Genomic DNA, 26385 nt, shown 5'->3' with positions numbered 1-26385 from the left:
ACGGAGATCCACAGGCTCTGCCTCCAATTTTCGCAAGCAAGCGAGGCAGAGCCTCTGTACATCGGTTCCCAGGCAGAGCCTGGGCAACCAGTTAATCGCCGAATCATCTTGTTTATAAAACTTCCCGTCCCAAATAGGGTTGTAAGGCTTCCGGCACTTTTACAGTTCCGTCTGGCTGCTGGTAATTCTCCAAAATAGCCGCCATTGTGCGACCTATAGCTAAACCGGAACCGTTGAGGGCGTGAACGAATTGAGTGCCTTTTTTACCCGCTTCTTTAAAGCGAATATTTGCCCGCCGCGCCTGAAAATCTGCGACGTTGGAACAACTGGAAATCTCGCGGTATTTGCCCGCAGATGGCAGCCACACCTCTAAATCGTAGGTTTTGGCTGCCGCGAAACCTAAGTCGCCGGTACATAGTGCGATCGCCCGATAAGGCAATTTCAGCGCCTGCAAAACTCCCTCAGCATCCTGCACTAACTTTTCGTGCTCTGCCTCGGAGGTACTCGGATGCACGAGTTTTACCAATTCAACTTTATTAAATTGGTGCAATCGAATTAATCCCCTCGTATCTTTGCCGTAACTGCCAGCTTCGCGCCGAAAACAAGGAGTGTAAGAACAGTGATAAATTGGCAACTGTTCTGCTGTCAAAATTTCACCTCTGTACAAATTGACAACGGGAACTTCCGAAGTAGGAATCAGCCACAAATCATCTTGGTCGCACTTGAAACTTTCTTCAGCAAATTTGGGTAATTGACCCGTTGCAGTGAGGGATTCAGTGTTAACTAAAAGTGGGGGAATCACTTCTACATAACCAGCTTTTGTGTGGCGATCGAGCATGAATTGAATAATCGCTCTTTCCAGGGCTGCACCAGCTCCAATTAAGCTCACAAAGCGGGGCTGAGCGATTTTTACGGCCCGTTCAAAGTTGAGAATCCCTAATTTTTCGCCGATTTCCCAGTGCGGCAAAATATCGGGATTTTGGGGAATGTATTCGTCTCCCCAGCGCCGGATTTCGACGTTTTCCTCTTCATTTTTGCCGATCGGCGTTGAGGAACCCGGCAAGTTTGGCAGCGGCAGCAATAAAGCTTCTATTTGAGCTTTTAGCTCTTTTTCCTGTGCTTGCAATTCGTTCGACTCGGTGCCGACAGCGTTGCCTTCTGCCTGCAGTTCCTGAATTTCGGGAGATTCGAGGGGTAAACCCGATTTTCTTTTTTGACCGATGAGTTTGGCAATTTCGTTGCTGCGGGCTTGCAGTTGCGATCGCTTGCCTTCCAACTCCCGCTGCTGTTTGTCTAATTGCAAAATCGGCTCGATTTCATAGTTACCTCCGCGCAGGTTGAGGCTTTCTTGCACGGCTTGCGGGTTTTCTCGGATTAATTTGAGGTCTAGCACAGATTTATTCTAAATCTTAAATTTTATCGGACTTGCGCTCAGAAACCCGGTTTCTTGGAAAATCTTGGCTTTGGCAAGCATAAATCTATGAATTAACAGGGTTTCTGAGGATTCCTGCGTCTGTCCTATCTTAGGTTAACAGCGACAATCCGCTCGGACATACAAGTTTTCTCAATCTTTTATAACCTCAAGTATAATTTATTCTCATTAAAAAATCTTCCTGGCTGTCACCAATCAGGGGTGACACCCCACAATAGATGCTATAGTAAGCACATTAGTAGATGCACCCTGATAATTTTCTACCCCAGCCAGCGATGGTAGGGGTTTTTTGTTGTGGCCTGGACTTGAAGTCCTTGACGCACTATCAGTCTAAAAAACCCAGTTTCTCGCGATTATCGTCTCAAATGAGGCAATTACGTCAAGAAACTGGGTTTTTGCGTCCAGGACTAGGTTACTAAAATATCTTTCTGGTTAAAAGTTAAAGCCAGTGCGGAGCAACCAAACCCATTGAGTTTCGTTGCGACTGTCATTCTCAGGATTAACAACGACCGAAGCAGCAGGGGTGATGGAAATGTTGTCGTTGACCTGAAAGCGATAGAACGCTTCAATGTGATAGGAAGTATCTCGCTCGCGGCGCACATTACTGCTCGTCACGCGACCTGGCAAACCCACCAAAATCCCGGGTAGGTTGCCTTCACCTCCCACATCTGGGAAACTTATCCCGATCGCTGCATACACAACATCGGCGCGATCGCCGCCGTCAACATTTAGCCAAACCACGCCACCTCTACCATCAGAAACACTGCTAACACCGGAATTTTCTGCATTGGCGCGAGTATAAACGCCCCAACCGTGAACTTGCAACCGGGGAGCAAGGCGGTAGAATCCTTGTACGCCTACAGAATCGCTGGATGTAGCAATATTGTCCCCAAACGGTCGCGCAGCCAGAAAACTGCCCGTACCGCCTGTGAGATCGGCTTTACCGCTTGGTGCAAAGGTACGAGAATAGGCTACGCCAATTGCTCCGCGATCGCCCCGGTAGGCAAGCTGAACCAGAGCGTTGTACGAACCGTTGAATAAACCGTTACTTGACTGCGAGAGATTGGCATTTCCGGCTACATAGCCCACAGTCAGGGTGAGGTTTTTGACGATCGTCCAGTTGACAGCACCACCCCCACCTCCCCGGCGGTAGAGGGGATTGTATTGTCCGAACTTCGAGGGAATTCCCTGACTATCGCTGGCGATCGTTGGAGGAGTCAGCAAATCCGTAATATCGGGATACCCAACACCTGTGGAGCCCACGGTCAGCGCCAGATTAGAGGTCAGCGGCGTTACATATAATACGTGAGGGACGGTGATTGTGTTATCTACATTGCCATCAAAGTTCAAGGCCGTCATATTTGTACCCGTCTGATCGGCAATCCTGCCCAAGTTGCCGAATTCCAAACGGGTTCTCAGCATATCGCGACCGGTGAAGCTGGTTTCCAAATTTAATCGGCCGCGGTTGGCAACAATAGTGTTGGTGCGATCGCGCGAGTCCCCAACACTGTTACCGGAGGTATCTGTTACCACCACGATAATTTCCGCATTCAGCTTCGTCGTAGTCGAGAACTGATTCGCTTCTAGTTCTGCTGTGCGTGCATCGAGAGTATCGACTCGACCCCGCAACACCGATAATTCAGTGGCAAATTCTGCTTGCAGTTTTTGGACGATCGCTAAATCTTCCCGAGTAATCAGGTTGGTTGTTCCTGCGGCAATTAGTTCGCTGACTCGATCGAGACAGCTATTCAATCCTGCTGCAAATTCGTACCGGGTCATCGCGCGGTTTCCTCTGTAGGTGCCGTCGGGATAACCCGCAATGCAGCCGTAGCGTTCTACGAGAGATTGCAGCGCCTGAAACGCCCAGTCAGTGGGTTTTACATCCGAGAGTTGAGAGACAGAATTCACCTGCGCGAAGGGTTTTTCTGCCAAGGTATTTAACGGTTCAGGAGCAACTAATCTATCAATTGGGGCGGCCAAACTTGGGGATGATGTTAGTAGAAATACACCAGGTGTTCCCAGTATAAAAGCAGTAATCAGGTGAAGAAAATGCTGAATGTGCATAGGACAAAGCTCCTCATAAGGAACCGATCGACCGAATTAGCAATATTACGCTGCGCTTGAACCGGTGCGAACTTTGTCAATCGTCACTGCGATAATTATCACCAGACCTTTGACAACTAACTGCCAGAAGAAAGACACGTTCATGAGAGTTAGTCCATTGTTGAGCAGGGCAATAATTAAAGCCCCCAGCAAAGTACCCCAAATAGTGCCAATTCCACCTGTGAAACTCGTTCCTCCCAAAATTACAGCAGCGATCGCATCTAATTCGTAGCCTTGCCCCAACATCCCCGTCGCACTGTAGAGGCGCGACGCGCTCATAATTCCACCTAAACCAGAAAGCAACCCACTCACGCCATAGACAAATAACAGCACCTGACTCACCTTAATACCTGTCAATCGTGCTGCCCGAATGTTGCCTCCCACGGCATAAATATGCCTCCCTAGAACAGTCCGCCGCAAGACAAACCAACTCGCTAGAACTGCGAGGAAAGCGATAATAACTAACCAGGGAATTGGACCGACATAATTGTTACCTATCCAAGCAAAATTCAGATTTCTATTGATAACTGTAGTGCCGTTAGCTACTAAATAAGCAACTCCCCGCAAAGCAGTGTAAGAACCGAGGGTGACGATGAACGGAGGCAAACCTAAATAGGCAATTAGCGAGCCGTTAAGTAATCCCAAAAAGACTCCCGCTATTAACGCAGCCGGTACGGCAAACCAACCCAGACCTGGAACTAAGGAAACCAGCACCCCGACAACTGCCGTCACGCCCAAAATTGACCCGACTGAAAGGTCAATTCCGCCCGTCAAAATCACAAAAGTCATGCCAGTAGCAAGGACAATATTGATCGATGCTTGCCGAATGACATTGATAAAATTTCCTACGGAAAGAAAGTTGGGCGTTACCAGGGAAAAAATCACACAGATAGCCACCAAAATCGGCAGGATACCGGCAACTTGGATGAAATTTTTCCAAGCTTGAGCTTTACTTGTTTTCTGCCGATCGCTCCCTGAACTTCTGCTGGTTTTTGTTTGCGTTTGACTCATGATTTTACTACCTCTTTTGCACCAGTGGCATAAGCCATAATGTTTTCTTGCGTAATCTTTTCCCCAGTCGATCCGCCTACTTCACCGACGAGGCTTCCTGCTCGCATGACTAAGACGCGATCGCTCATTCCCACAATTTCCGGCAGTTCGCTGGAAATCATTAATATAGCTACACCTTTGGCTGCCAAATCGCTAATAATTCGATAAATTTCGCTTTTTGCGCCAATGTCCACACCCCGCGTCGGTTCATCTAGCAAAAGTACCTTTGGGTTGATAGCCAACCAACGCGCTAGCAGCAACTTCTGCTGATTCCCCCCAGAAAGATCCATTGCTCTGATGCTCGGACTTGCAAGGCGAATCTGCAAATTATTAATCGCATCATTGACAATTTTCAACAAAAAATTTGAGTTGATAATGCCAGCTTTTGCTTCTCGATCGAGGACATTCATGGTGATATTTTCACCCGAACTTGCCTCCAAAAATAGTCCGAGAGCCTTGCGATCTTCTGGCACGTAAGCAATTCCGGCTGCCATTGCTTCATTGGGTGTCGAGAGATTGAGGGGACGATTTTCGAGTTTAACTTCACCGCCTGTCTTTCGATCGGCACCAAAAATCAGGCGGGCAAGTTCTGTTCTGCCAGCGCCAACTAAACCCGCTAAACCCAGAATTTCGCCCGCATGAAGTTGAAAACTGGCCGACTTTACTTTTTTGTGGCCGTCGCTTAAATTTGTTACCTCAAGAACAACTGCACCCGGTGTTATTTGATGCTTGTTTTCGTACAAATCCTGTAAAGAACGACCCACCATCATTTCCACTAGGCGCTCTGCCGAAATTTCGTGCTTTTCAAGAGAGCCAATATACCCGCCATCTCGGATGACGCTCACGCGATCGGCAAGGGCATAAATTTCTGCCATTCTGTGGCTGATATAAATAATAGCAATGCCCTCATTCCGCAAGCGGCGAACCACTTCAAAAAGCTTATCTGTTTCCCGGTCTGAAAGCGCGGCCGTCGGCTCGTCCATCACTAAAATTCGGCTGTTGTCTTTGAGCGCCCTAGCTATTTCCACTTGCTGCTGCTCAGCAATTGAAAGTGTCGAAACCAGGTCTCCAGCCTCAAAATTGGCATCGAGGTTTTTTAATACCTCAGCGGCCCTACGCCGCATTTCATCTTGGTCTAGAAATGTACCTCCTTTCTTCAGCTCGCTGCCCATAAAAATGTTTTCAGCAACTGTCAGATTGGGGGCGAGATTGAGTTCTTGATAAATAATCGCTATCCCTAAATTTCTGGCTTGAGCGGGGTCGGTCATCTTAACAGCTTTGCCGTCAATTCTGATTTCGCCTGCATCGGCTATGTAGGCTCCCGCCAGAATTTTCATCAGCGTACTTTTACCCGCGCCGTTTTCCCCCATGAGGGCGTGGACTTCGCCCGGGTAAACGGTGATATTTACATCGTGCAAGGCTATAAAACCGTTAAAGGTTTTTTTAATACCTTGCATTTCGAGAACGGGCTTAGTTTTAATTGAATCTTGAGTGCTATTTACCATCGCAAATACCGTAATTTTATGCCAATTACAAGTCGAGGTTTGCTCCATCAATTTGTGGAATTAATGGCAGATATATCTGTAGGGTGCGCCGGCCCGCGCACCTTACCCCTAGCAATAGCGGCAGGACTACTAAAACGAAGTATTTTCGCAAACAACTCGATTGCCCGCGATTTCTGATTTATTCGCTGGTCCAGCCTTTATGTTGATGAACGTTTTCGCGAGTTATCAGCGCGACTGGAATCAGAATGTTTGGATTGGCTGGCTTTTTTCCTTTCCGAATGTCGTTCCCGACTTCAACTGCCTTGGCTGCCATGCGAAATGGATCTTGAGCTGCTGTAGCCACAAAGAGACTGTTGTTTTGCTTGAGGGCATCTAAAGCTTCAGGTGCACCATCGACTCCAACAATAAAGAACTCGCTTCTTTGTGCCTGTTTGGCTGCTAATTCTGCACCAATGGCACAGGGGTCATTAATTGCAAAAACAGCATCAATTTTTGGGAAGGAAGTAAGGACATCACTCATCACTCTCAATCCGCCATCGCGGCTGCCTTCTGCGTTCTGATCTTTGGAAAGAACTTTGAGATCGGGATATTTGGAGAAGACACTCTGGCACCCCTGAACTCGCTCGACGACTGAAGCGACGGGAGGCCCGTTGATAATCACAACGCTGCCTTTTCCTTTCAAGCGATCGGCTATATATTGACAGCTTACTTCGCCAGCTTGCACGTTATTTGAAGTAACTGTGGCATCAACGCCTCCCTCGGCGGCGGTATCCACTGCAATTATCGGAATTCCGGCTTGCTTGGCTTTTTCGACAGCGGGGGCAATGCCTTTGGTGTCTGCCGCATTGAGTACAATCATGCCGACATTAGAGGCAATAAAGTTTTCGATTTGATTGAATTGCTGATTTAAATCGTCGCCGCTGGAAACGAGAGTTGTCCTCACGTTTGCACCGCCGATTTTCTTGGCTGCGGCCTCAGCGCCCTTGCCAACTTGTACGAAGAATGGATTGCCGAGGTCGCGGACTGCTACAGCAACTGATGAAAGTTCGGAGTTGCTTGGTTGTGTGCCGTTTTGAGCGTTCTGGGAAGTGGCTGTGCAACTTGCCAGAGTGCTGCTGAGTAGACTAAAAAGACTGAGTGCGATCGTTACTCGTTTCACCTCAAACTCCACTGAATTCTCGTTTGGAGAGAGTCACTCGTAAATATGACGTTGCCAACCTAACATTAGCTTTCGTCAGGTTTAAGCTCGAATACTTAATGTTTTAGGTTGCCGGCTTTTCTTCGTACATGATTGTACGAAAGCTTGTTTCTTTTCGGCTCGTAAAACTTTCTGGCTCGGCTCGTTAGACTGCTTTTGCAAACAGAAAAGATACGAATATCCAGTATCGCTCCTCCCTGCCCCCAAAATCAACGATGCTTGAGTTTTTTAAATGCTTTATGAGCATTTAAAATTTTCCAGGGATGAGAAAATTTTAGGAGAATATTTTCGACAAACTATTTCAGAAATTGCTTTTAAAACCTGGTCGAGTCATATTGAATTTAACTCTCTATGTTTACTGATGATAACCGTTAAAAACAGGCTCGTTATCTATCTTTCGATAGACAATACTTTTACCAAGAACTAAAGATGCGATCGCCTCAAGCGGTACCGCTTTGCTAATCTTCAGGCTGGTCGGATGCCCCGCTTCAACTCAATAAATCTTAAATTTTGCTTGGGGTAGGATATTGTAAAAAATCATTAAGTTGACAGTCAATTACGGTAGACTATAGTAAACTAAAAGCAAAGCCTCGCGCTCACCCATAGACCTAGTTAAAAAGCGCTAGTAAAAAAGCAGAGCGTCGCTCAAAACTAACGCTGAGAGTAGGTGAGTCAAATATTTGCCTGTAAAACCTGCAATTACAGTCATCATCACATGGTTTAAAAGCTCTGGATAATGGCGATCGCCCTTTTTTGCAAAGTTACTCTACAGGAATAATTGGCTGCGCTGTTAATGGGTAAATCTGAGATGCGATCGACAAATTACCTGTTCTGTTTCCTAGAAATATTTGCCAGCGAAGGCGGCATTCAATCCTACGTTAAAGACCTTTTCAAAGCTTACCTTTCCATAACCGTAGGGACAAACTCGCCGCCGCAAGCTGAAGTATTGCTGTTGCGAGATTCGGAAGACTGCAACAATCCTTACGAGTCAAAAAATCTGAAATTTTATTACATCCAAACCGAGAATCCCTGGTTTGGCCGTCTTAAGTTTGCTACAGTATTACTAACTCGCTTGCTGCAAAAACGACCGCAGCGGGTTTTTTGCGGTCACATCAAACTCGCACCGCTAATTCAAATTCTGTGCCAACCTTTAGGAATTCCCTACACGATTTTAACTTACGGCAAGGAAGTGTGGGAACCGCTTCCGCCCAAATATCAAACAGCAATGAGACAAGCTGAGAGTATTTGGACTATTAGCAGGTACACGCGCGATCGCACTTGCGAAATTAACCAATTAAATCCCGAAAAATTCCACATTGTACCTTGTACGGTAGATGAAAATATATTTACCACTGGGCCGAAGCCACAGGATTTATTAGAGCAGTACAATTTGGTTGGCGCTAAAATATTGATGACTGTAGCCAGATTGCGATCGACGGATATTTACAAAGGCGTCGATGTCACAATTCAAGCTTTGCCGCAAATAGCCAAAGCTTTTCCGAATGTGAAATATTTAGTTATTGGACGCGGAGACGATCGATCTAGATTAGCCAAACTCGCTGATGATTTGGGAGTTACCGAAAGAGTAATATTTGCGGGTTTTGTACCGACAGAAAATTTAGCAGCACATTACCAGTTAGCCGATGCTTATGTAATGCCCTCCCAGGAAGGGTTCGGTATAGTTTATTTGGAAGCGCTGGCTTGCGGAATACCCGTCCTGGCGGGAGACGCGGACGGGTCGGCCGATCCGCTGCAAGATGATAAACTGGGATGGCGAGTTCCCCACCGAGATTCAGCAGCAGTAGCGGTTGCTTGTGTGGAAATGCTGCGAGGAGAGGATAAAAGGTGCGATCGCCACTGGTTGAGGGAACAAACCCTGGCAAGATTTAGTTTTGAATCCCTTTGTCAATCCTTACAAGGAATTTTTCAACCCTCTGACTCAGATAAACTTATGCCGTAGAGAGCGGTTTCTGGGTGTACAATGGGAAAATTAACTCGATCGACCGCCTGAATTTCTGAGTAGGATAGAGTTATGCCTACCTGCAAAGACACCCAAGGAGACCACCGTGAACCAAGGCACCCCCAAAATATCTTTCAAGCTACCCCGTATTAGCAATTGGCTGATACTGCTGGGCATCGCGTGTTTGTTGGTGTCAATTGGTTTGGGTTGGATAGTTAAATCCGTGTTGATTGTAGTAGCTTTTTTGTTGCTGACGCCTGTGGTCGCATTTTTCGCGCTTCAGTGGTGGCTGAAACGCAATTTAATTGAGGACAATTGTCCAGTTTGTCAATACGAATTTACAGCTTTAAATCAAACTCAGTTTCAGTGTGCCAACTGCGGCGAACCTCTGCAAATAGAGGAAGGTCATTTTAGCCGTTTGACTCCTCCCGGTACGATCGATGTTACCGCAGTTGAAGTATCATCGGTTCAACAGTTGGAAGATTAACCATTGGGAATTGGGAATTGGGAATTGGGCATGAGTTAGTTGTTGCTTATTATTTGTTTGTTGTTATTTGCTATTTGTTACTTGTTGGTTCTAATAAACAATTCTCCATGCCCGATGCCCAATGCGCGATGCCCAATGCCCTATTTCCAAAATTACTTTTCCAAGCGCACAGCGTACCACTGCAAAAATTTTCCCGGCCCGACATCTAATTCACAATAAGTATCAATTAAATATTTGGCTTGAGCTTCCACGCCCGATATTTTGTGTACGTCCTGCGGCAAATCTTCGTGTTCCTCGGTTAACAAGGCTTTCAGCTTTTCTAACAGTTCCGCCGCAGTCAAAAACTGCTCTGGCTGGTTTGTTTCTAACACCACAAAGGTGTCTTCGTCATACAGTGACATAGTTTCAAAGGTTGAGGTTAATTATTTGTAAAATTTCGTGCAGTTAAGCGATCGAAAGTATAAACTCTTAATTACAATTTTCCAGCCCCAGCTCGATCGTGTTACAATTGAACAACATCAGAATTCCTACCGGATTACCGTTATTAACTTACTTGTTAACTGACTTGTTAACCTAGTTGTCAACATATCCGACACAGCATTTCTGAGGAGATTTGTCAAGTGCAAATTTGTCAAGTGTCAAAATTTCAAGAAATATTCGATCGGCTGTATCTAATTATAACTGGCACTATACATTCCCATGATCACATCTTCCACTTCAACCCCTGTTGCGCGCAAGCCCTCTAAATCAGAAGGTCTCAAAGAACGCAGCAACTATTTACGAGAACCCGTTGCGACTGAACTGTTACAAGAAACTACCCACTTCACCGAAGAGGGGCTTCAGATTCTCAAATTTCACGGCTCGTACCAGCAAGATAACCGCGACAATCGAGTTAAAGGACAAGAAAAAGATTATCAGTTCATGCTCCGCACCCGCAATCCCGGCGGGTTCACTCCGCCGCAATTATACCTAGCTTTAGACAAGCTATCTGAAGAATACGGCAACCACACGCTCCGCGTCACAACGCGCCAAGGTTTCCAACTGCACGGCGTGTTGAAAAAAAATCTTAAAGCAGTGTTTTCCTCAATTATTAAAAATATGGGGTCAACCTTGGGAGCTTGCGGCGACTTGAACCGCAACATCATGGCACCTCCAGCACCATACAAAAATCGCCCAGAATACCAGTATGCGCTGCAATACGCTAACAATGTCGCCGATTTGCTGACACCGCAAACCGGTGCTTATTATGAACTTTGGTTGGACGGCGAAAAAGCTGTTTCGGCCGAGGAAGACCCAGCAGTGAAGGCCGCGAGACAGAAAAACGGCAACGGCACAATCTTTAGCGACGACAAAGAAGAACCGATTTACGGCAGCCATTATATGCCGCGCAAGTTCAAGTGCTCCGTTACCGTGCCGGGAGACAATTCAATTGACTTGTACTCTCAGGATTTGAGCTTGGTGGTAATTACCAATGAAGCTGGGGAATTGCAAGGTTTTGACGTGTTTGCTGGCGGCGGTTTGGGCCGCACTCACAACAAAGAAGAGACTTTTGCGCGGGTTGCGGATGAGATTTGCTATGTTGCCAAGGATGATGTTTACGATTTGGTCAAGGCAATTGTAGCAACGCAAAGAGATTTTGGCGATCGCACAGACAGACGGCACGCGCGGCTGAAGTACCTGATTAACGACAAAGGTGTACAGTGGTTCCGCGAAAAAGTAGCCGAATATTTTGGCAAGCCGCTAGAAGCCTTTAAACCGCTGCCTGAGTGGAAGTATTTTGATTTCTTGGGCTGGCACGAACAAGGAGACGGCAAGCTGTTTGTCGGCATTTCTGTGGACAATGGCCGGATCAAGGATGAAGGTTCATTTCAGCTAAAAACGGCTTTGCGGGAAATTGTGCAGAAGCACAACTTGCCGATACTGGCGACGCCGCACCAAAACGTGCTGATTTACGATATTTCGCCGGATATCAAACAAGAAATTCAGGGAATACTCGATCGATGCGGCATTCAGCGGGAAACTGCGATCGACCCCTTAGTGCGCTATGGGATGGCGTGTCCAGCAATGCCGACTTGCGGGTTAGCGATTACCGAATCTGAGCGCGTGATGCCGAGCATTTTAGAGCGGATTCGGGCACTTTTGACCAAAGTTGGCTTACAAGACGAGCATTTGGTGGTGCGGATGACTGGTTGCCCAAATGGATGCGCCCGCCCTTATATGGCAGAATTGGGGTTTGTCGGGAGTTCGCCGGAATCCTACCAGATTTGGCTGGGCGGTTCTCCCGACCAAACGCGGCTGGCAAAACCAATTGAGGAAAAGCTGCACGTCAAGGATTTTGAAGCTTTTCTGGAGCCGATTTTTGTTTATTTCAAACAAAAACGGCAACTGAGCGAGAGTTTTGGCAATTTTTGCGATCGCGTCGGGTTAGAATCTATCCGTCAATTTGTAACCAACTACCAATCTGCTGACTCGATGACAACTGAGATTAATGAATTAGAAGTTACGTCTAGTAACGACGATGCAAATGAGACTGGCCCTGCTAGCGGTGGCAAAGTCCGCCGTCGAATTAGCGTCCGCGATGAAATCTACAACGAGCTCAAGGAAGAAGCAGCCCGTCAGGGCAAGCCAATCACGCAGCTAGCTACAGAGGCGATTTCCACTTATTTAAAGAAGATTAAGGAGGAAGCATAAGCCGATTTTCAATTTTCGATTTTTGCTCGCATCATATAAACCTCAAGCAAAAATAATATAAGGGCAGAGCATTTGCAGAAAAAACCTTGGATTTTTAACATAAATCTGGTTGTAAATGCTTTGCCTTTATTATTTCTGATCGGTTGAAACCCCGCCTGCCTATCTCCTCTCTTCCTCTGCGTTCTCTGCGTTCTCTGCGGTTAAATAAAAAAATCTCTAATAGAAAACGAACAATCCCAAATTCAATGCCTCAATTACAAAGATTAGCAATTACTGCCCCTCAAATTTGCGATCGCAAAATCGACTTAACTAGAGAACAGCAGCATTATTTAAATCGAGTGCTACGTTTGCAAGCGGGCGATCGATTTATTGCAATGGACGGCCGAGGACATTGGTGGTTAGCAGTCCTAGAAGTACGGGAAACCGGGTTATTTGCCTCGATAGCAGAGGAGATTGCTGTGAACAGGGAGCTACCCGTGGAAGTTACTTTGATGGCGGCATTGCCCAAGGGAAACGGGTTTGACGAGGTTGTGAGGCAGGCGACGGAGTTGGGGGTGGCAAGTATAGTGCCGGTGACGAGCGATCGAACTTTGCTCAAACCAAGTGCTCAGAAAGTCGATCGGTGGAAAAGAATTGCTGCGGAGGCGGCGGAACAGTCGGAACGTCAAATTGTGCCGACGATTTTAGAGCCTGTTTCGTTTGAATTTGCTGTGAAAGATTGCGGTCAAAAATATCGATTTATTTGTGTTGCTCGCGGGGAAAATCGGCATTTGTGGGATTGTTTGATTGGTAGTTTCGATCCCCCCTTTGTAGGGGCGGTGCCCCCGTGCCCGCCCCCTGCAGGGGGAGAATTATCGATTGTGATTGCTGTTGGGCCGGAGGGTGGATGGACTGATGGTGAGGTGAAAAGGGCGATCGAATGTGATTTTGAGCCTGTTTCTTTGGGGAGTAGAATTCTCAGGGCGGTGACTGCACCGATTGTTGCTTTATCGTTGGTGGGCGCGGCTTTTGAGAAGTGCTAATATCAACAAATCGCCTCTACCTTGGCCTTCATCCGCGTTAATCTGCGTGAATCTGCGGTTAAAGAATCATAAAATACGATCGGTGCAAAAAGTCTCCACCAAAAACATGAGAATAATTCATGAAAAACCGATCGCCCATAATCATCACCATCATCACAGCAATTCTAGCGACCGCCAGTATACAATCTGTAACGGCTGAGCGATCGACAAATCAAGATCAATTGCTAGCCAATGCTCAGCTATCTGACAGACAAACAAATCAGCTTAAGTCTCTCGGAGTTAAAGTTGCCATTCCTAGCTATGTTCCCGCCGGGTTTAAGGTGGCTAGCGTTCAAGTTAAACCTTGTCCTTCAGGAGTCCGCCGTTTTTGCCCTAACTACGCAATTATCTATCGAAACCCCAATAACTCTTGCTTTGCTATTGAATCCACCGGTGGCGGTATTGGTGATATGCCATCGGCTGACTTAGAACGGGACTATCCCGTCAACAATTCAATATTGGGCAAAGGCGCAGTGTTAAAATATCGTAAAAATGATCGACTTTCTGGCCCTACTTTAATAGGAACTTGGATGGGAAAAGGCCCATTTTACAGATTTACTGGTGCGGGTTCTCGTCTTTTCTTAGATACCGCGCCTCCAGAGTTATCTAATTGTAAGGACATTAGCCCCCAAGAAGCTGTCCGGGTTTGGGAATCTCTGCGATACTTGCCATAAAACTCTCCAATAATCACAGCATAGTGTCTTCAGTCTTGGGTGATCGCACAAGCAAAGAATTATACATTAAGTGTTAATTCTTCAGTCTTGGGTGATCGCACAAGCAAAGGTACTTACAAATTAAGCATAAATTCCAACCAATTGTAACTTATATTTCTTTTCACATCCCCTTAACATCCATCTCTACACATCCGCGTTCATCCGCGTTCATCTGCGGTTAAAATCCCAATCTTAATTTTTCCCAACCGCCCAAAATCCCACACTAACATAACAGCGAAAGTTGTTAACCAGTGGCGGAACCAACCAAACATCAGCCAAGATAGAAACAACGCCATTTCCGCAATCGCCATGACAGACATCAACCAAATAGCAGCCGCCCTAGATGGTAAAGACTACAAACAAGCAGCCCAACTCATCAAACAACTGCAAAAAGAATCCCCCGAAAATCCGTGGGTGCAATACTATATCGCCCGCTACTACGAACTCACCAACAACCTCGAAAAAGCCCAAACAACCTACAAACAAATACTCCGCGACATCACCAACGCCAAAATCGTCTCCCAGACCCGCCAAGCTATTCAACGGATTGAAACCGCCCAACAAAACATCCGCCAACAAGCCATAGAAACCGCCAAAAACGACCCCAGCAACCTCGAACCCGGACTCCTCATCCTCGAACCAGTGAGTCCCGAAAACAAACCCGCCGCCATTCAAAATATCAGCAGAATCTTTAAAATCGACGCCTACACAACCCGGATGCAAATCCAAAGCCGCGGCTGGAGACTTTACAAAACTGGTTCCATCGCCGAACTCCGAATTTATGGTCAAGAACTTCTCAACGCCGGCATTCCCGTATTTTGGGCAACCCTAAGCGATATTCAAAAAATTCAAATCTTCCGAGTGCAACACTTCCAGTCTCTCTCTTCCCCAGCCGTTGTTTGCAAAGATAAATTCGATCGACTCGGTGCGATGGAATTTAACTGGTCAGAAGTTACCCAAAGAGTAGAAGGCTTGTTGCCGATGTTCATCGAAGTCATGGACTACTCCCCGAATCGCAGAAAGGAGCAATTTCGCCACAGAGAAATCAGGCAAGATTACGCTCAAATCTGTGACTTACACATTCCCAGCAGAAACTGCATTCTGCGAATTTGCGACCAAAGTTACCAATTTCAACAAGGAGTTGACTTCACCAAAGCTTCAGCCGAGCTCCCCACTTCACCGAACCAGAAAAACAAAACATCGCAAGTCAAAAACTCTCAACAAATTCCTCAAAGTACCACCCGAATTAACTGGAATAACTTACTAGAAATATTCGATCGCCAGCTTGACGTTACAGTTTGGTCAGAATTTACGCCCTTTGCCGAGACAGTGCTCGATTACACTAATATGTTGAGCAAGATCGAATCTCATATAGAAGTCGAGCGCAAATCCGAAACTCCTTGGGACTCAGCTTTTCAGCTATACAGCGGATTAGCCTTCCTCAGAAACCAAGAAAATAGGGAATAGAACAAAGAGTTAAAATTAAAAATCAGGAATCCCATTTTTAATTTTTTAACGCCAGCATTGGGAATTATCCAATGCCCAATTCCCTATTATCAATTCCCAATTTCCTACTTCGTTTTCACCTGACGAGCCATTTCTCGGAAATTGTTCATGCTGGGGCCCGGGCTCCGACGAGTTCCAGTTGGTGTCGGCATTAAATTATTAGGAGCAAAAGTCCGATTCGGTTCAACTTGACTCGGCACTTTCCCGTTAGTTGCTGCCGCGGCAGGTACCTTCGCGGGTTCCGGAGTCTTAGCAGGAACGCTAGCGACTGGTTCGTTTTCTTTCTTCGACTTTTTCTCTACCTTAGCCTTCTTAGCCGGTTCTGATTTCTCAGACTTTTCAGATTTAACAGGCTCAACTTTTGCCGGTGCGATCGCAACAGGCTCAGCCTTCGCAGGCGCAACTTTTGCTGGTTCCTTCGCTCCCGATTCGCCCAAATCTAGGAAATATTCAGACTTTTTCAAGCCCAACAGTCTGCCGAAAAAGCCAAAAATACCGCCGAAGAAATTTTTGATAAAACCAAACATTAGACTTACTCCTTTTGTTCTTTTAGAGAAATTTGTACAAGCTTGTCAACAAAGTTAGATTACGAGCTATGGCAACCTTTGTCTACATTTATTCATCAAAATTTACATCTTGCTAAATTTAAGCTACCTCATCAAAGAAAACTTTAGGTATAAATACCCGCACTGCTTTGCACTTATTTACAAAGTATCTCAGAATTTGTTAGCAATTTCCACTAATTGTCGATCGTACCTCGATCCGATTCCATAGCTGTCCTAGTAGGGGTCAAACTCTTTAGGGGAGTAATCTATGCTGTAATCAGCAAGCAATTTTCCCGCCAAATGAACAGTTCGCTCGATCGCAATCCCGTCATCCTCCTACACGGCATCTGGGACACAAAGCTTATTTTCAACACAATGTCCGCCCGCCTCACCCAACTCGGATGGTCAGTCCACAGCCTCAACCTCACCCCCAACGACGGCAGCATCGGGCTCGACTTACTGGCCAAGCAACTCGCAGACTACATCTCTGAAACCTTCGATCCAGAACAGCCTTTAGACATAGTAGGCTACAGCATGGGCGGCATCGTCAGTCGCTACTACGTCCAGCGACTCGGAGGAATCAACCGCGTACAGCGTTTCATCACCCTATCTTCCCCCCACCACGGCACCCTCACAGCCTATTCCCTACGCCTACCAGGATACCTGGATATGCGGCCCGATAGTGGCTTGCTGCGCGATTTAAATCAAGATGTGACCCTGCTCAAACGCATAAACTTTACATCAATGTGGACGCCATTTGACATAATGATTGTACCGTCGAACAGCTCCCAAATGCCAGTAGGTAAAGAAGTTAAAGTCAACGTTTTGCTGCACCGCCAAATGGTGACCGAACCCCTAAGTATTAACGCATTAGTTGAAGAACTCAAAGCACCTATTGAAAATAAAATTCCCACTTAAAAATGAATAGCAATTTTAGCCGGAACCCAGTCTTGCTAATTCACGGAATCTTCAGAAAATCGGGAATTTTTTACAAAATGTCTGCCTACCTCACCCAACTGGGATGGTCAGTCTACACTCTCAATCTCTCGCCCCATTGGGGCAACGCCAGCATAGACGAATTAGCCCAACAAATAGCAGATTATATAGACAAAAACTTTGCGCCAGAACAGCATTTAGATATAGTAGGATTGAGTATGGGCGGTTTAGCAACTCGCTACTACCTGCAAAGGTTAGGTGGTATTAACCGAGTGCAGCGCTTTATTGCCATATCTTCTCCTCACAGCGGTACTTGGATGGCTTACACTCTCTGGGGAAAAGGCTGCATCCAAATGCGTCCTGGCAGTGCTTTTTTGGAAGATTTAAATCGAGATGCTGCTTTGTTGGAAAAGCTCAATTTTACTTCGATTTGGACAGATTGGGATTTCATCATTGTACCTGCTTCTAGTTCCCAAATATCGGCTGCCAAAGAAGTAAAATTGTCTATTTTCGCCCATGCCATGATGGCGAGGCATTCCAGCAGTTTAAAAGCGGTCGCTGAAGCACTTTCAGAACCCTTGAAAGTTCATGATTAACCGTTTGATTCCTTGTTGTATAATGTTAAATTTTGTACGGGCGGGTTTCACCTACCATTTTTTCCTAAAACCAACAATCTCGTAAACCCGCCCGCACATGAGGCAAATCGCTACCGGACTAAATATCAAACAGCATCCCCAACTTCAGCGTATTCGCTGCGGCCAAAAATTGCTTCAGCTTCACAGTAATACTTGAACTCCAGTATATTGTGGAAAGGATCTTCTAAGAAGAAAGTACGGTGTTCTGTAGGCAAACCGACAAATCGCCGTCTCGGTTCTTGATAGAAATTTAACTTGTTTTGCTGGGCTTTTTCTAGCAATCCTTCCCAGTCAGCTTCGGAAGTAAAAATTAACCCAAAATGCCGGGGATAGATGCCTCGCTGAGGCGTCAAAGGTTCGTGGCTGACGTGGGCGACAATTTGATGCCCACACAAACCCATAATTGCAGAATTCGGCGATTCGCGACCTAGTTCGCAGCCGAGTCCGTCTACGTAGAACGCTTTGGTTTGACCAATATCGGTCACGGGGAAGGCAAGATGAAATAAGACTTGGTTCATGGAGATACTAAATGCAGAATTCTGAATTGTTCTTTAATTATTTATCTTGGTCTAATCCTTGGTTGGTGGCGATCGCCCTAAATACAGTTTTACTTGCGATCGGCACCATTGCGCCTAAAAAATTGCTCACTCCCGCTGGCCAATTTCACGGCTGGGTATTGGGCGTGCTCATCTGGGGCTGTTTGGGATGGCAAGGCTATGCTGTGGTGATGTTTTACTTTCTTGTCGGATCGGGAGTTACCAGCATCGGCAAAGCCCAAAAAGAAGCAGAAGGCATAGCCGAAAAGCGTTCAGGCGCCAGAGGCCCGGAAAATGTCTGGGGTTCTGCTTTAACCGCTACTCTTTGCGCTTTGGGAGTTTTGGCATTATCTATTTTAGGAGAGACAGGCAAGATGTCTGTGCCACAAGATGCTATTTCCCTGTTATTGCTAGGTTACGCGGCGAGTTTTTGCACCAAACTTTCCGATACCAGCGCCAGCGAAATCGGCAAAGCTTACGGGAAGCGGACTTTTTTGATTACCAGCTTGCAGCCTGTACCTAGGGGTACGGAAGGGGCCGTAAGTTTGGAAGGAACAATTGCGGGTATTATCGGCTCAATTTTGATTGCGCTTGTGAGTTGGGCCGTCGGTTTAATTGACTTGACAGGAATTGTTTTTTGTGTTATTGCAGCTTTTATTGCCACGAACATTGAGAGCGTGATTGGGGCGACGGTGCAATCAAAGTTTGAGTGGCTGACGAACGAGGTGGTAAATTTTTTCAATACACTCATAGGAGCGATCGCAGCGATCGTTTTAGCGGCGACCTGGAGAGCTTTTTTAGCTTAGTTAATTCCGGACACATTCGCGACACAATACACAGGTTTTTTACGATAACTCAAACCATTAAAGCCGTATTTTTGGAAAAAAAACCCGGTGGCGGCGTCCAGGGCTATTAGTTATTAATCATTAGTGATTAGTTTCAAGCAATCAACTCATGACTAATGATTAATAACTAATCAAACTAAGCGTCGTCTTGCGGCCCAAACACCATTTGTACAATCATCGTCGGTTCGCCCCGCTTGTGATAGCGATCGGCCCAATTGCGAATAATTTCATCTAATTCCTCAAGGGCTTGGTCGAGCCGTTCCGGCGGAATATCCAAAGTCTCCATAATTCGCATCACCTTCGGTTGTTTTTCCGCCCAATCCTTCATCAGTCGGAAATATCTAGCCGTATCCTCAACCATAGTAAATGTCCGCTCTTCCTGCTCTGCCGGAGAGTAAGTAGCGCGGCTGAGGGCATAAAACGGCATTCCCCAAGGAGAATCAATACGAGTAACTGTCCCAGAATAGATCAAGCGTCGCTTAATGTGTTCTGCTAGAGCTTCGCTCAAAGGCATTCGCCTTTCTGGAGACATATCTTCTTGCGATCGCCTGTGCAGAAACTCGATCAACTCCATAAACTGAAAAGAATTGATCAGTTGAGCATCTGGCGGATTCGGAGGAATCTTGCCTTCGAGATATTTTTTTTCATCTACAGTCAAATTGTTTCCCGGAATGCGAGGGCGTCCCGGCATCCAACCATACTGTTCCAGCCAGACATAAGGAAACTGAATCAAATACCTAGGTTCTTGCGAGCCTAACATTTTCAGCAATTTTCCCTGAGTCAGAGCTTCCCGGACTTCTTCAACAATCACCTTCACCCGTTTAGGCTCAATGTGATGCAAGTGTCCGGTCATCCGCAGGTTGTTGTCCTGCTCCATATAAGTCATATAAATGGCACACTTAGCCGCCGTTGCGGCCGCGTCTAGAAACGCCCCGTGCCTGTGCCCACTGGTTCTCATGGCGCTAAACGCCAGATATAGCATGATCTGATCCATTGCACTAGGGCTGAGGCTTTTGACCAGATCCAAAGAGTCATTTTTCATCACTATCCCCGAAATAGCCAAATTAGGAGGCATTTTGTCATCCTCCATTAAATTATTGCGAGAGCGCCGAATCAAGCATAGCCGACTGTCGCCGGAAAGCTTGCCAGCTACCCTAATATTCAGGTTAGTTAATTTCCCTGAGGTAACAGGGGCATGAGCTTAAAGGCTATCCACACCGCATAAGTGGTTCTTATTGGTGGCCAATTTAAGTAGATTGCTGCACCCTCTGCGCTGACAGTTTACCTATATAAGTTAGTTATCGCACGTTAATTATAGTGCAGCCGTTGAAAATTAAACCCTACTTTGGGCGGGGACAAGGTAAATAACTGTTGCGATCAGAGGAATTTGAGGCGGCTCCGAGCGCAACAGTTCTTAAATACTCCTGGACGGCGACACCAGGTTCGATCGACTAAAATACGGGGTTGATGCCCTGGGATATCGGTTGAAAAACCCGACCATCGGAGTTCTCCGGGTAATTCCTATTTCATTGAAACATTTCAATACAAAACCGCCACATAGGAGAGTATATCTTTAGGTAGATGGCAGCTCCAAGTTGATATGTCCTCATAGTAAGATCAAAAAAATCTCGTAATAACTGTCAACAAAAACTGCAGTTGCCTGACGAACCCGAAAAATTAGAGTCCCAGAAAATTAGTTTGCTCGATCGACACGGGCGGCCTCGAAACCAGCCTCGAAATGAGTCAGTTGCGGAACTAGGTTTCTGGCAATGCGATTAAAATTGTTGTAGTGGCTGAATGTCAGTGCGGGACTCCATAAAATCACGCCGTTGCCGAACTTTGCGGGGAGCGCGCTCTCCTCTTTGTTGAGTTTGCGCTGACAACATATATTGAGCGGTGGCAGTTTCTAGCTGTTCGACTGGGGATTCAAGGGATAGAGCGGCGGTACCACTCAAGCTAAGGCCCAACAGGCTCAATAAAGCAATTGCTGTGTAGTTTGTCATGGGTAGTATCCGTGTCAGTGTCTATTTAGAGATACGGACTTTTCCCTTGCTCATCAGGATTGATTTCCCAGAAATTGCCAGACTATTCAAAAAACATGATGCGAGAATTATTTAACTTTTCAAATTGTGTCACCCACAGTAAATTTTAGTGGTTTAACTTGACAGGGTGAAATGTATCTACAGCCTTGAAAATACAAAACCGCCAAATATCGAAAGAGTAAATCTCTCGATAGATGGCGGTTGAAGCTTGAGATGATCATTTTTTACACAGAATAAGTATTCTAATGACTGTCAACAAGAAGTGCAGTTGCCAGACGAACCTGACTTTCTTAGAATCCCAGAAAATCCGATCGACACTGGTGGCCGAAACCGACTCATTGGTGGAACTCCCTTTCGTCCCATGCCATTAAAATGCTGGTATGTGATGGGTGTAAAGATGAGGCTGACTGAACTGTCTGCGTCCGCTGCCTCTTTCAGGAGAACGATCGCCTTTTTCTTGTTGAGTTGGCGCCAAGACAATATAATCAGCGGTGGCAATTGCCAGCAGTTCGACTAGGCATTCAAAAGCACTCTGGGCGCTGGCACTCAAGGTAATGCCCAACAGGCTTAGTAAAGCAATTGCAGTGTAGGTGTGCATGGGTAGTATCCGTGTCAGTGTCTATTACCTGATACAGACTTGCCCCGATCGATCAGGATAGATATCTGTGCAATTTTCGGATCTCTGCAAAAAACCTTACGTCTTCAATTCTACTGATCCCGCCAGCAGCCAAGCACCGGCAAAATTCAGCTTGCCCCATACTGTCAGAGGCTTTTCCGTTTCGCAACTGTGTAAAAATCTGTCGGTTTCGGAGTCCAAAGTCACGAGTTGCCAAGTTTGACAGGCTAAAGATTCGGGGCTTGTCAGCGTTAGTGTCCAGTCTTGTTCGCCGAGGCGACGGAAAATGCCCGAAAATGGGCTGTGGGTATTTGCTGTTTGACTGCTTTGTTTCTCTACGGACTCCTGACATTCGCCGCTGGCGGGATATGCTTCAGGTCGATCGAGATAATAGCGTTGCCAGTCGAGCCAGTCCGATCGAGCCCGTGTCAAATTAAATAAGGGAATAACTGCCGCACTCGCCTCGGTATCTTGCAGCAAAGCTTCCTGCAAAACTCTCACCGGCAACTCTCGCGGCTGACATCCAGATTCCGCGCACAAAGCCGCCGCCATCCCCGCAGCCTGTCCAATATTCATTACCGTCGGTTGCAAGCGAGTTGCACCGTTGGCGATGTGAGAGACGGAAATATTTTTTTCGCAGACTAGCAAACCGTCTGTACTCGCAGGAATTAGGGCGCTGTAAGGAATGGTAAACGGAGTTCCCGTCCAGCGGCCGCCCCAGCGGATGGATTTTGGCTGCAAGGGAATGTCGCCACTGGGGTAGTGGTGGTCATTGGCATAGTTGCCGATCGCAATTGTTTCACAAATGCCCTCAGAATTTATCGGCAACTTCGCGACTCTTCCACCGACAATAGGCAAAATATCTTGTTCTCTGACTGTACTTATCCCTCGCAAGCGCCGACTTTCTCGGTAGTAAGGATGTAAAGCAAAGGAAGAAAGAAGGGAAGAATTTTGTTGATTCTCGATCGTTGAAATGGGGAAAATATTCTGTGCTAAGCCGTAGCGGGGGCCGAGTTGCGTTTGAATGAAGCGGGCGAAACTTTGAGTATGCCAGAGACTTTCTTGGAGGAATTCTTGTCGAGATGCTTCAGATTTAATGAGTCGATCGACCCCTTCACCATAATCATTACCTCGAATCGGCCAATTAATCATCAACAATCCGCCCGGAAGCCTGCCGTAGTTGAGAAATTGCTCAGGAGTGTAACCGTCCCAAGCACCAGTAAATCGATCGGGATTATCAATAGGCGGCGCGGGAATTTCGGGCCCGGCCGCACCTTTACCAAAATCCTGCATGATTGCCACCCAAGTCGGAGCTTGCACCGAATAGCGCTCTGTGAGAGCATTAGAGGCAGCGGGCGCGCTGGGTTCTCCCCACTCGGCTTGGAATTCCCAACCCCAGCGGTGTCCAACATCCGCTAAAGCCAGCAAATCTCCCAATTCCGTTGCATCCAAAGTGATTTTGGCCGAAACCGTAAAATCTGCAAACCGGACGCCAGAAATGCGATCTCCTTCATACAGCACATCTTGAGCTTTTTGTCCAGAAATCCAGCGCAAGTTCGGCAAACATTTAACCCAATCAGCGAAAATTTCCGCACCGATGCGGGGATCGTAAGTAAAAAAACTGACCCAGCCCCAATCCAAACCTGCCGGCTGTCGCTGCTGGAGTTCCCGGAGAAACGCGCCCCACAAACCGGTTTGAAAAGCTACTAATTCATTGCCATCGGGGGCAGAAACGCCTGCGGAAGTCAGCATTCCTCCCAGCCAGGGGAATTCGCTTACTAAAATAGTTTTGGCACCTCGGCGGGCTGCTTGGACGGCTGCAGCAGTGCCGCCGGTGCCGCCACCGACTACCAAAACATCTGCTTTTAAGGTTGGGGACATGGGGAATAGGATTTTAGATTTTAGATTGTGAAAGGGTTAGTCAGGCGATCGGTGCGCTACGGATAGATGTTCGGCGTTGGCGATCGCGAATTGAATTTTACTGTGTAAATACTTGAAAAATAATAAATCGGTAATTATACAACGAGCGCACACTTTTTTTACTAAATGACTGCATGAGCGATCGCAACTTTTGATTTCTCACTTTTGGCGCGCAAATATTGCCAATATGACACCGCGAATAACGATAATAGAAAAAAGGGAACAGCATCTATAAAGTTTTACGTCTTAATAATTTCCGAGTTAGTAATTAACGGCTGAAAATGGAAAAAGGTTTTATTTTGTGGTTCACCGGGCTGAGCGGTTCCGGTAAGACAACTATCAGCAAAGCTCTCGAACCCGAATTGAAGGCAAGAGGTTGCAAAGTTGAAATATTGGATGGAGATGTCGTTCGCACCAACTTGTCAAAAGGTTTGGGATTTAGCCAAGAAGACCGAGATACTAATATTCGGCGGATTGGATTTGTTGCTCACCTGCTGAGCCGCAATGGAGTAGCCGTAATGACCGCAGCTATTAGCCCCTACAGAGCAATTCGCGACGAAATTAGAGCGATGGAGCCAAATTTTGTTGAAGTATATATCACAGCGCCGTTAGAAGTTTGCGAAGGTCGCGATGTCAAGGGCCTATACGCTAAGGCCAGAGCCGGAGAAATTAAGGGTTTTACAGGAATTGACGATCCTTATCAAGAACCGCTCAATCCTGAGATTATTTGTTACACAGAGCGAGAAAGTGTCGAAGAGAGTGTTAAAAAAGTTCTCAGCAAGTTAGAAGAGTTGGGTTACATTTGATGTTGGCGGGGTTGGATGAGGATAGGGGCAAAAAGCGATGGTGGTGAAAAGTGATTCGCGCAAGGTGCAACTTGAGAAAAAATCTCACCCTTGTTTCCCCTTCGCCGAGAAGGAAAGGGAAGAATTTCTCCCCTTTGCTGCAAGGAGAGGGGCTCAGGGAGACATTTCCAGCAAAAGCTGCAAGGTAAGTTATTGGGCAAGCAATGCTGTCAAAAGTTTAATTGCCCAAAGTTTAACAGTGTCAGTGCTCGCGGCGGTGGGTTCATCTCCTGCGGCGGCCCAGTTGATGCCTCCTCCTCCTCCTCCTGCTGATACGGGTTCTCCTGTTCCTGTACAAGTACCCGCAGTGCCGGGATTTCAGGGATTTCCGGCAAGTGCACCTTCAAGTGTACGATCGGAAGTTTACACTTTAGGCGCGGGCGATCGTATTCAAATGGACATCTTCAACGTCCCGGAATACAGCGGCCCCAACGGTCAACACCAAGTACAGGCGGACGGTTCCCTGAGTTTGCCGTTAATTGGCAGCGTTTCGGTGTACGGGATGACCTTAGAACAAGCTTCTAATGCTGTTAAAGACCGATACGGCAAATACCTCAAACGTCCTTGGATTACCCTGAAACTGCTAGCACCGCGTCCTTTGCAAATTGCGATCGCGGGCGAAATTAACCGCCCCGGAGCCTATACAATATCCTCAGCAGCAGGCCCCGGAGGCACAGCAGAGCAAATGGGAACTCAAATGCCAACAATATCGCGGGCTCTGCGAATGGCCGGCGGAATTACGCAGTCAGCAGACGTGCGGCAAATCAAAATCCGCCGCCCCCAGCGCAACGCACCGGAACAAATTATTAGTGTGGATTTGTGGGAATTATTGCAAAACGGCGATTTGCGGGCCGATATGACTTTGCGCGACGGCGATACTATATTTATTCCCACTGTAACTAGCCTCAACCGCCAAGAAGCACCGACTTTAGCAGTAGCTAACATTACCGGACAAAGCACTCAACCAATTAATATTGCTGTGGTGGGCGAAGTAACTCGCCCCGGTACTTATACTTTGGCAAAAGAGGCTCAAAGTAGGGTACAAGAGAATGAAATGGGTGAAAATTCTGGTTTGTTTGCTGCCAGGGAAACCAACGGCGGGGAAACTGTTTTGCAGCAAACTGTAACGAGGGCAATTAAAATGGCAGGCGGCATTACGCCGGTAGCTGATATCAGACAAATACAAGTTCGCCGCCTGACGCGGGCGGGTACAGAACAAATTATTAATGTGAATTTGTGGCAACTTTTGGAAGGGGGAGATGTATCCCAAGATTTAGCGCTACAACAGGGAGATACGGTAATCGTCCCCAAAGCCGAAAACCTTGATGAAACCCAAGACGAACAAGTTGCTAATTCTAATTTTTCACCGGATACGATTAGGGTGAACATTGTGGGAGAAGTCGTGAAACCCGGAGCGATTGCGGTGCTGCCCAACACCACTTTAAATCAAGCGCTGGTAGCAGCGGGAGGTTTTAATAAAGCGCGGGCCGAAATGGATTCGGTGAATTTAATTCGCCTCAATCCTAACGGCACTGTTTCGCAGCTAACTGTTAAGGTTGATTTTTCCGCAACTGCCAATGAAGAAACTAATCCCAAACTGCAAAATAATGATGTAATTATGGTAAGGCGATCGGGTCGCGCTACGTTCTCGGATAATGTAGGCGGGACTCTCGCTCCTCTCAGCCCGCTGTTAGGAATATTTCGGTTGTTCGATATTTTTCGGTGATTTGAATAGACTGGCATTAAGACCTCAGAAACC

The 26385-nt window shown here is 46.7% G+C and carries 24 protein-coding genes; 11 read left to right on the top strand and 13 right to left on the bottom strand.

Features of this window, described 5'->3' with window-relative positions; genetic code table 11:
* Positions 1-112: 112 nt before the first annotated feature.
* The 5 genes from serS to QUA74_RS04210 form a co-directional block, all read right to left on the bottom strand.
* A complete protein-coding gene (gene serS, locus QUA74_RS04230) occupies positions 113-1393 on the bottom strand; it encodes a serine--tRNA ligase (protein WP_333325297.1) in 1281 nt (426 codons plus the stop codon).
* A 471-nt stretch (positions 1394-1864) separates the two neighbouring features.
* A complete protein-coding gene (locus QUA74_RS04225) occupies positions 1865-3496 on the bottom strand; it encodes an iron uptake porin (protein ID WP_333325295.1) in 1632 nt (543 codons plus the stop codon).
* 45 nt (positions 3497-3541) lie between these two features.
* Positions 3542-4546, bottom strand: coding sequence for an ABC transporter permease subunit (locus QUA74_RS04220; protein ID WP_333325294.1), 1005 nt, complete (start codon positions 4544-4546; stop codon positions 3542-3544).
* Complete coding sequence (locus QUA74_RS04215; protein WP_333325292.1) at positions 4543-6090, bottom strand: sugar ABC transporter ATP-binding protein; 1548 nt, start codon at positions 6088-6090, stop codon at positions 4543-4545. The genes QUA74_RS04220 and QUA74_RS04215 overlap by 4 nt, the downstream gene beginning before the upstream one ends.
* A gap of 178 nt (positions 6091-6268) precedes the next feature.
* On the bottom strand, positions 6269-7249 hold the full coding sequence (locus QUA74_RS04210) for an ABC transporter substrate-binding protein (protein ID WP_333325289.1): 981 nt from the start codon (positions 7247-7249) through the stop codon (positions 6269-6271).
* 832 nt (positions 7250-8081) lie between these two features.
* Here QUA74_RS04210 and QUA74_RS04205 point away from each other — a divergent pair.
* Positions 8082-9248: a glycosyltransferase family 4 protein gene (locus QUA74_RS04205; protein ID WP_333325287.1), complete on the top strand. Its 1167-nt coding sequence runs from the start codon at positions 8082-8084 to the stop codon at positions 9246-9248.
* A gap of 106 nt (positions 9249-9354) precedes the next feature.
* Entirely contained in the window at positions 9355-9735 is a 381-nt protein-coding gene (locus tag QUA74_RS04200) for a hypothetical protein (RefSeq protein WP_333258317.1), read from the top strand.
* 152 nt (positions 9736-9887) lie between these two features.
* Here QUA74_RS04200 and QUA74_RS04195 read toward each other — a convergent pair whose 3' ends face one another.
* On the bottom strand, positions 9888-10136 hold the full coding sequence (locus QUA74_RS04195; RefSeq protein WP_333325283.1) for a chlororespiratory reduction protein 7: 249 nt from the start codon (positions 10134-10136) through the stop codon (positions 9888-9890).
* 298 nt (positions 10137-10434) lie between these two features.
* Here QUA74_RS04195 and sir point away from each other — a divergent pair, with 298 nt between their 5' ends.
* The 3 genes from sir to QUA74_RS04180 all read left to right on the top strand — a co-directional run bounded on the left by sir (position 10435) and on the right by QUA74_RS04180 (position 14161).
* Complete coding sequence (gene sir / locus QUA74_RS04190) at positions 10435-12426, top strand: sulfite reductase, ferredoxin dependent (RefSeq protein WP_333325282.1); 1992 nt, start codon at positions 10435-10437, stop codon at positions 12424-12426.
* Between the two features lie 245 nt (positions 12427-12671).
* A complete protein-coding gene (locus QUA74_RS04185; RefSeq protein WP_333325279.1) occupies positions 12672-13448 on the top strand; it encodes a 16S rRNA (uracil(1498)-N(3))-methyltransferase in 777 nt (258 codons plus the stop codon).
* Positions 13449-13567: 119 nt separating this feature from the next.
* A complete protein-coding gene (locus tag QUA74_RS04180) occupies positions 13568-14161 on the top strand; it encodes a hypothetical protein (RefSeq protein ID WP_333325276.1) in 594 nt (197 codons plus the stop codon).
* A gap of 197 nt (positions 14162-14358) precedes the next feature.
* On the opposite strand, the gene QUA74_RS04175 is transcribed toward QUA74_RS04180, so the two are convergent.
* A complete protein-coding gene (locus tag QUA74_RS04175; protein ID WP_333325274.1) occupies positions 14359-14511 on the bottom strand; it encodes a hypothetical protein in 153 nt (50 codons plus the stop codon).
* Here QUA74_RS04175 and QUA74_RS04170 point away from each other — a divergent pair.
* On the top strand, positions 14510-15667 hold the full coding sequence (locus QUA74_RS04170) for a tetratricopeptide repeat protein (RefSeq protein ID WP_333325271.1): 1158 nt from the start codon (positions 14510-14512) through the stop codon (positions 15665-15667). The genes QUA74_RS04175 and QUA74_RS04170 overlap by 2 nt on opposite strands.
* A 104-nt stretch (positions 15668-15771) precedes the next feature.
* Here the strand turns inward: QUA74_RS04170 and QUA74_RS04165 are convergent, their stop codons facing one another.
* Complete coding sequence (locus QUA74_RS04165; RefSeq protein WP_333325268.1) at positions 15772-16233, bottom strand: hypothetical protein; 462 nt, start codon at positions 16231-16233, stop codon at positions 15772-15774.
* 318 nt (positions 16234-16551) lie between these two features.
* Between QUA74_RS04165 and QUA74_RS04160 the strand changes: the two genes are divergently transcribed.
* Together QUA74_RS04160 and QUA74_RS04155 are read left to right on the top strand one after the other, a co-directional pair.
* On the top strand, positions 16552-17169 hold the full coding sequence (locus QUA74_RS04160) for a triacylglycerol lipase (RefSeq protein WP_333325266.1): 618 nt from the start codon (positions 16552-16554) through the stop codon (positions 17167-17169).
* 2 nt (positions 17170-17171) lie between these two features.
* Positions 17172-17783 (top strand): alpha/beta fold hydrolase, encoded by a 612-nt coding sequence (locus tag QUA74_RS04155; RefSeq protein ID WP_333325264.1) that lies wholly within the window; start codon positions 17172-17174, stop codon positions 17781-17783.
* A gap of 125 nt (positions 17784-17908) precedes the next feature.
* Here QUA74_RS04155 and QUA74_RS04150 read toward each other — a convergent pair whose 3' ends face one another.
* A complete protein-coding gene (locus QUA74_RS04150; protein ID WP_333325262.1) occupies positions 17909-18340 on the bottom strand; it encodes a VOC family protein in 432 nt (143 codons plus the stop codon).
* Positions 18341-18351: 11 nt separating this feature from the next.
* On the opposite strand from QUA74_RS04150, the gene QUA74_RS04145 reads away from it, so the two are divergent.
* Positions 18352-19164, top strand: a complete 813-nt coding sequence (locus QUA74_RS04145) for a TIGR00297 family protein (RefSeq protein ID WP_333325259.1) — start codon at positions 18352-18354, stop codon at positions 19162-19164.
* Positions 19165-19339: 175 nt separating this feature from the next.
* On the opposite strand, the gene hetR is transcribed toward QUA74_RS04145, so the two are convergent.
* The 4 genes from hetR to QUA74_RS04125 all read right to left on the bottom strand — a co-directional run bounded on the left by hetR (position 19340) and on the right by QUA74_RS04125 (position 23742).
* Positions 19340-20245: a heterocyst differentiation master regulator HetR gene (hetR, locus tag QUA74_RS04140; protein ID WP_333325578.1), complete on the bottom strand. Its 906-nt coding sequence runs from the start codon at positions 20243-20245 to the stop codon at positions 19340-19342.
* 733 nt (positions 20246-20978) lie between these two features.
* Positions 20979-21206, bottom strand: a complete 228-nt coding sequence (locus QUA74_RS04135) for a hypothetical protein (protein ID WP_333325256.1) — start codon at positions 21204-21206, stop codon at positions 20979-20981.
* Between the two features lie 406 nt (positions 21207-21612).
* On the bottom strand, positions 21613-21843 hold the full coding sequence (gene patX, locus QUA74_RS04130) for a heterocyst-inhibiting protein PatX (RefSeq protein ID WP_333325254.1): 231 nt from the start codon (positions 21841-21843) through the stop codon (positions 21613-21615).
* Between the two features lie 96 nt (positions 21844-21939).
* The gene (locus QUA74_RS04125) at positions 21940-23742 is read right to left on the bottom strand and encodes an FAD-dependent oxidoreductase (RefSeq protein WP_333325251.1); all 1803 of its coding nucleotides are present in this window, start codon (positions 23740-23742) and stop codon (positions 21940-21942) included.
* Positions 23743-24062: 320 nt separating this feature from the next.
* Here QUA74_RS04125 and cysC point away from each other — a divergent pair, with 320 nt between their 5' ends.
* On the top strand, positions 24063-24587 hold the full coding sequence (gene cysC, locus QUA74_RS04120) for an adenylyl-sulfate kinase (RefSeq protein WP_333325249.1): 525 nt from the start codon (positions 24063-24065) through the stop codon (positions 24585-24587).
* 37 nt (positions 24588-24624) lie between these two features.
* Complete coding sequence (locus QUA74_RS04115; protein ID WP_333325247.1) at positions 24625-26352, top strand: SLBB domain-containing protein; 1728 nt, start codon at positions 24625-24627, stop codon at positions 26350-26352.
* Positions 26353-26385: the final 33 nt, after the last annotated feature.

This window comes from Microcoleus sp. LAD1_D3, assembly GCF_036702135.1.
Classification (GTDB): Bacteria; Cyanobacteriota; Cyanobacteriia; order Cyanobacteriales; family Microcoleaceae; genus Microcoleus.
The sequence above is the reverse complement of the archived record's forward strand: the minus strand, read 5'-3'. Positions and strand labels throughout refer to the sequence as shown.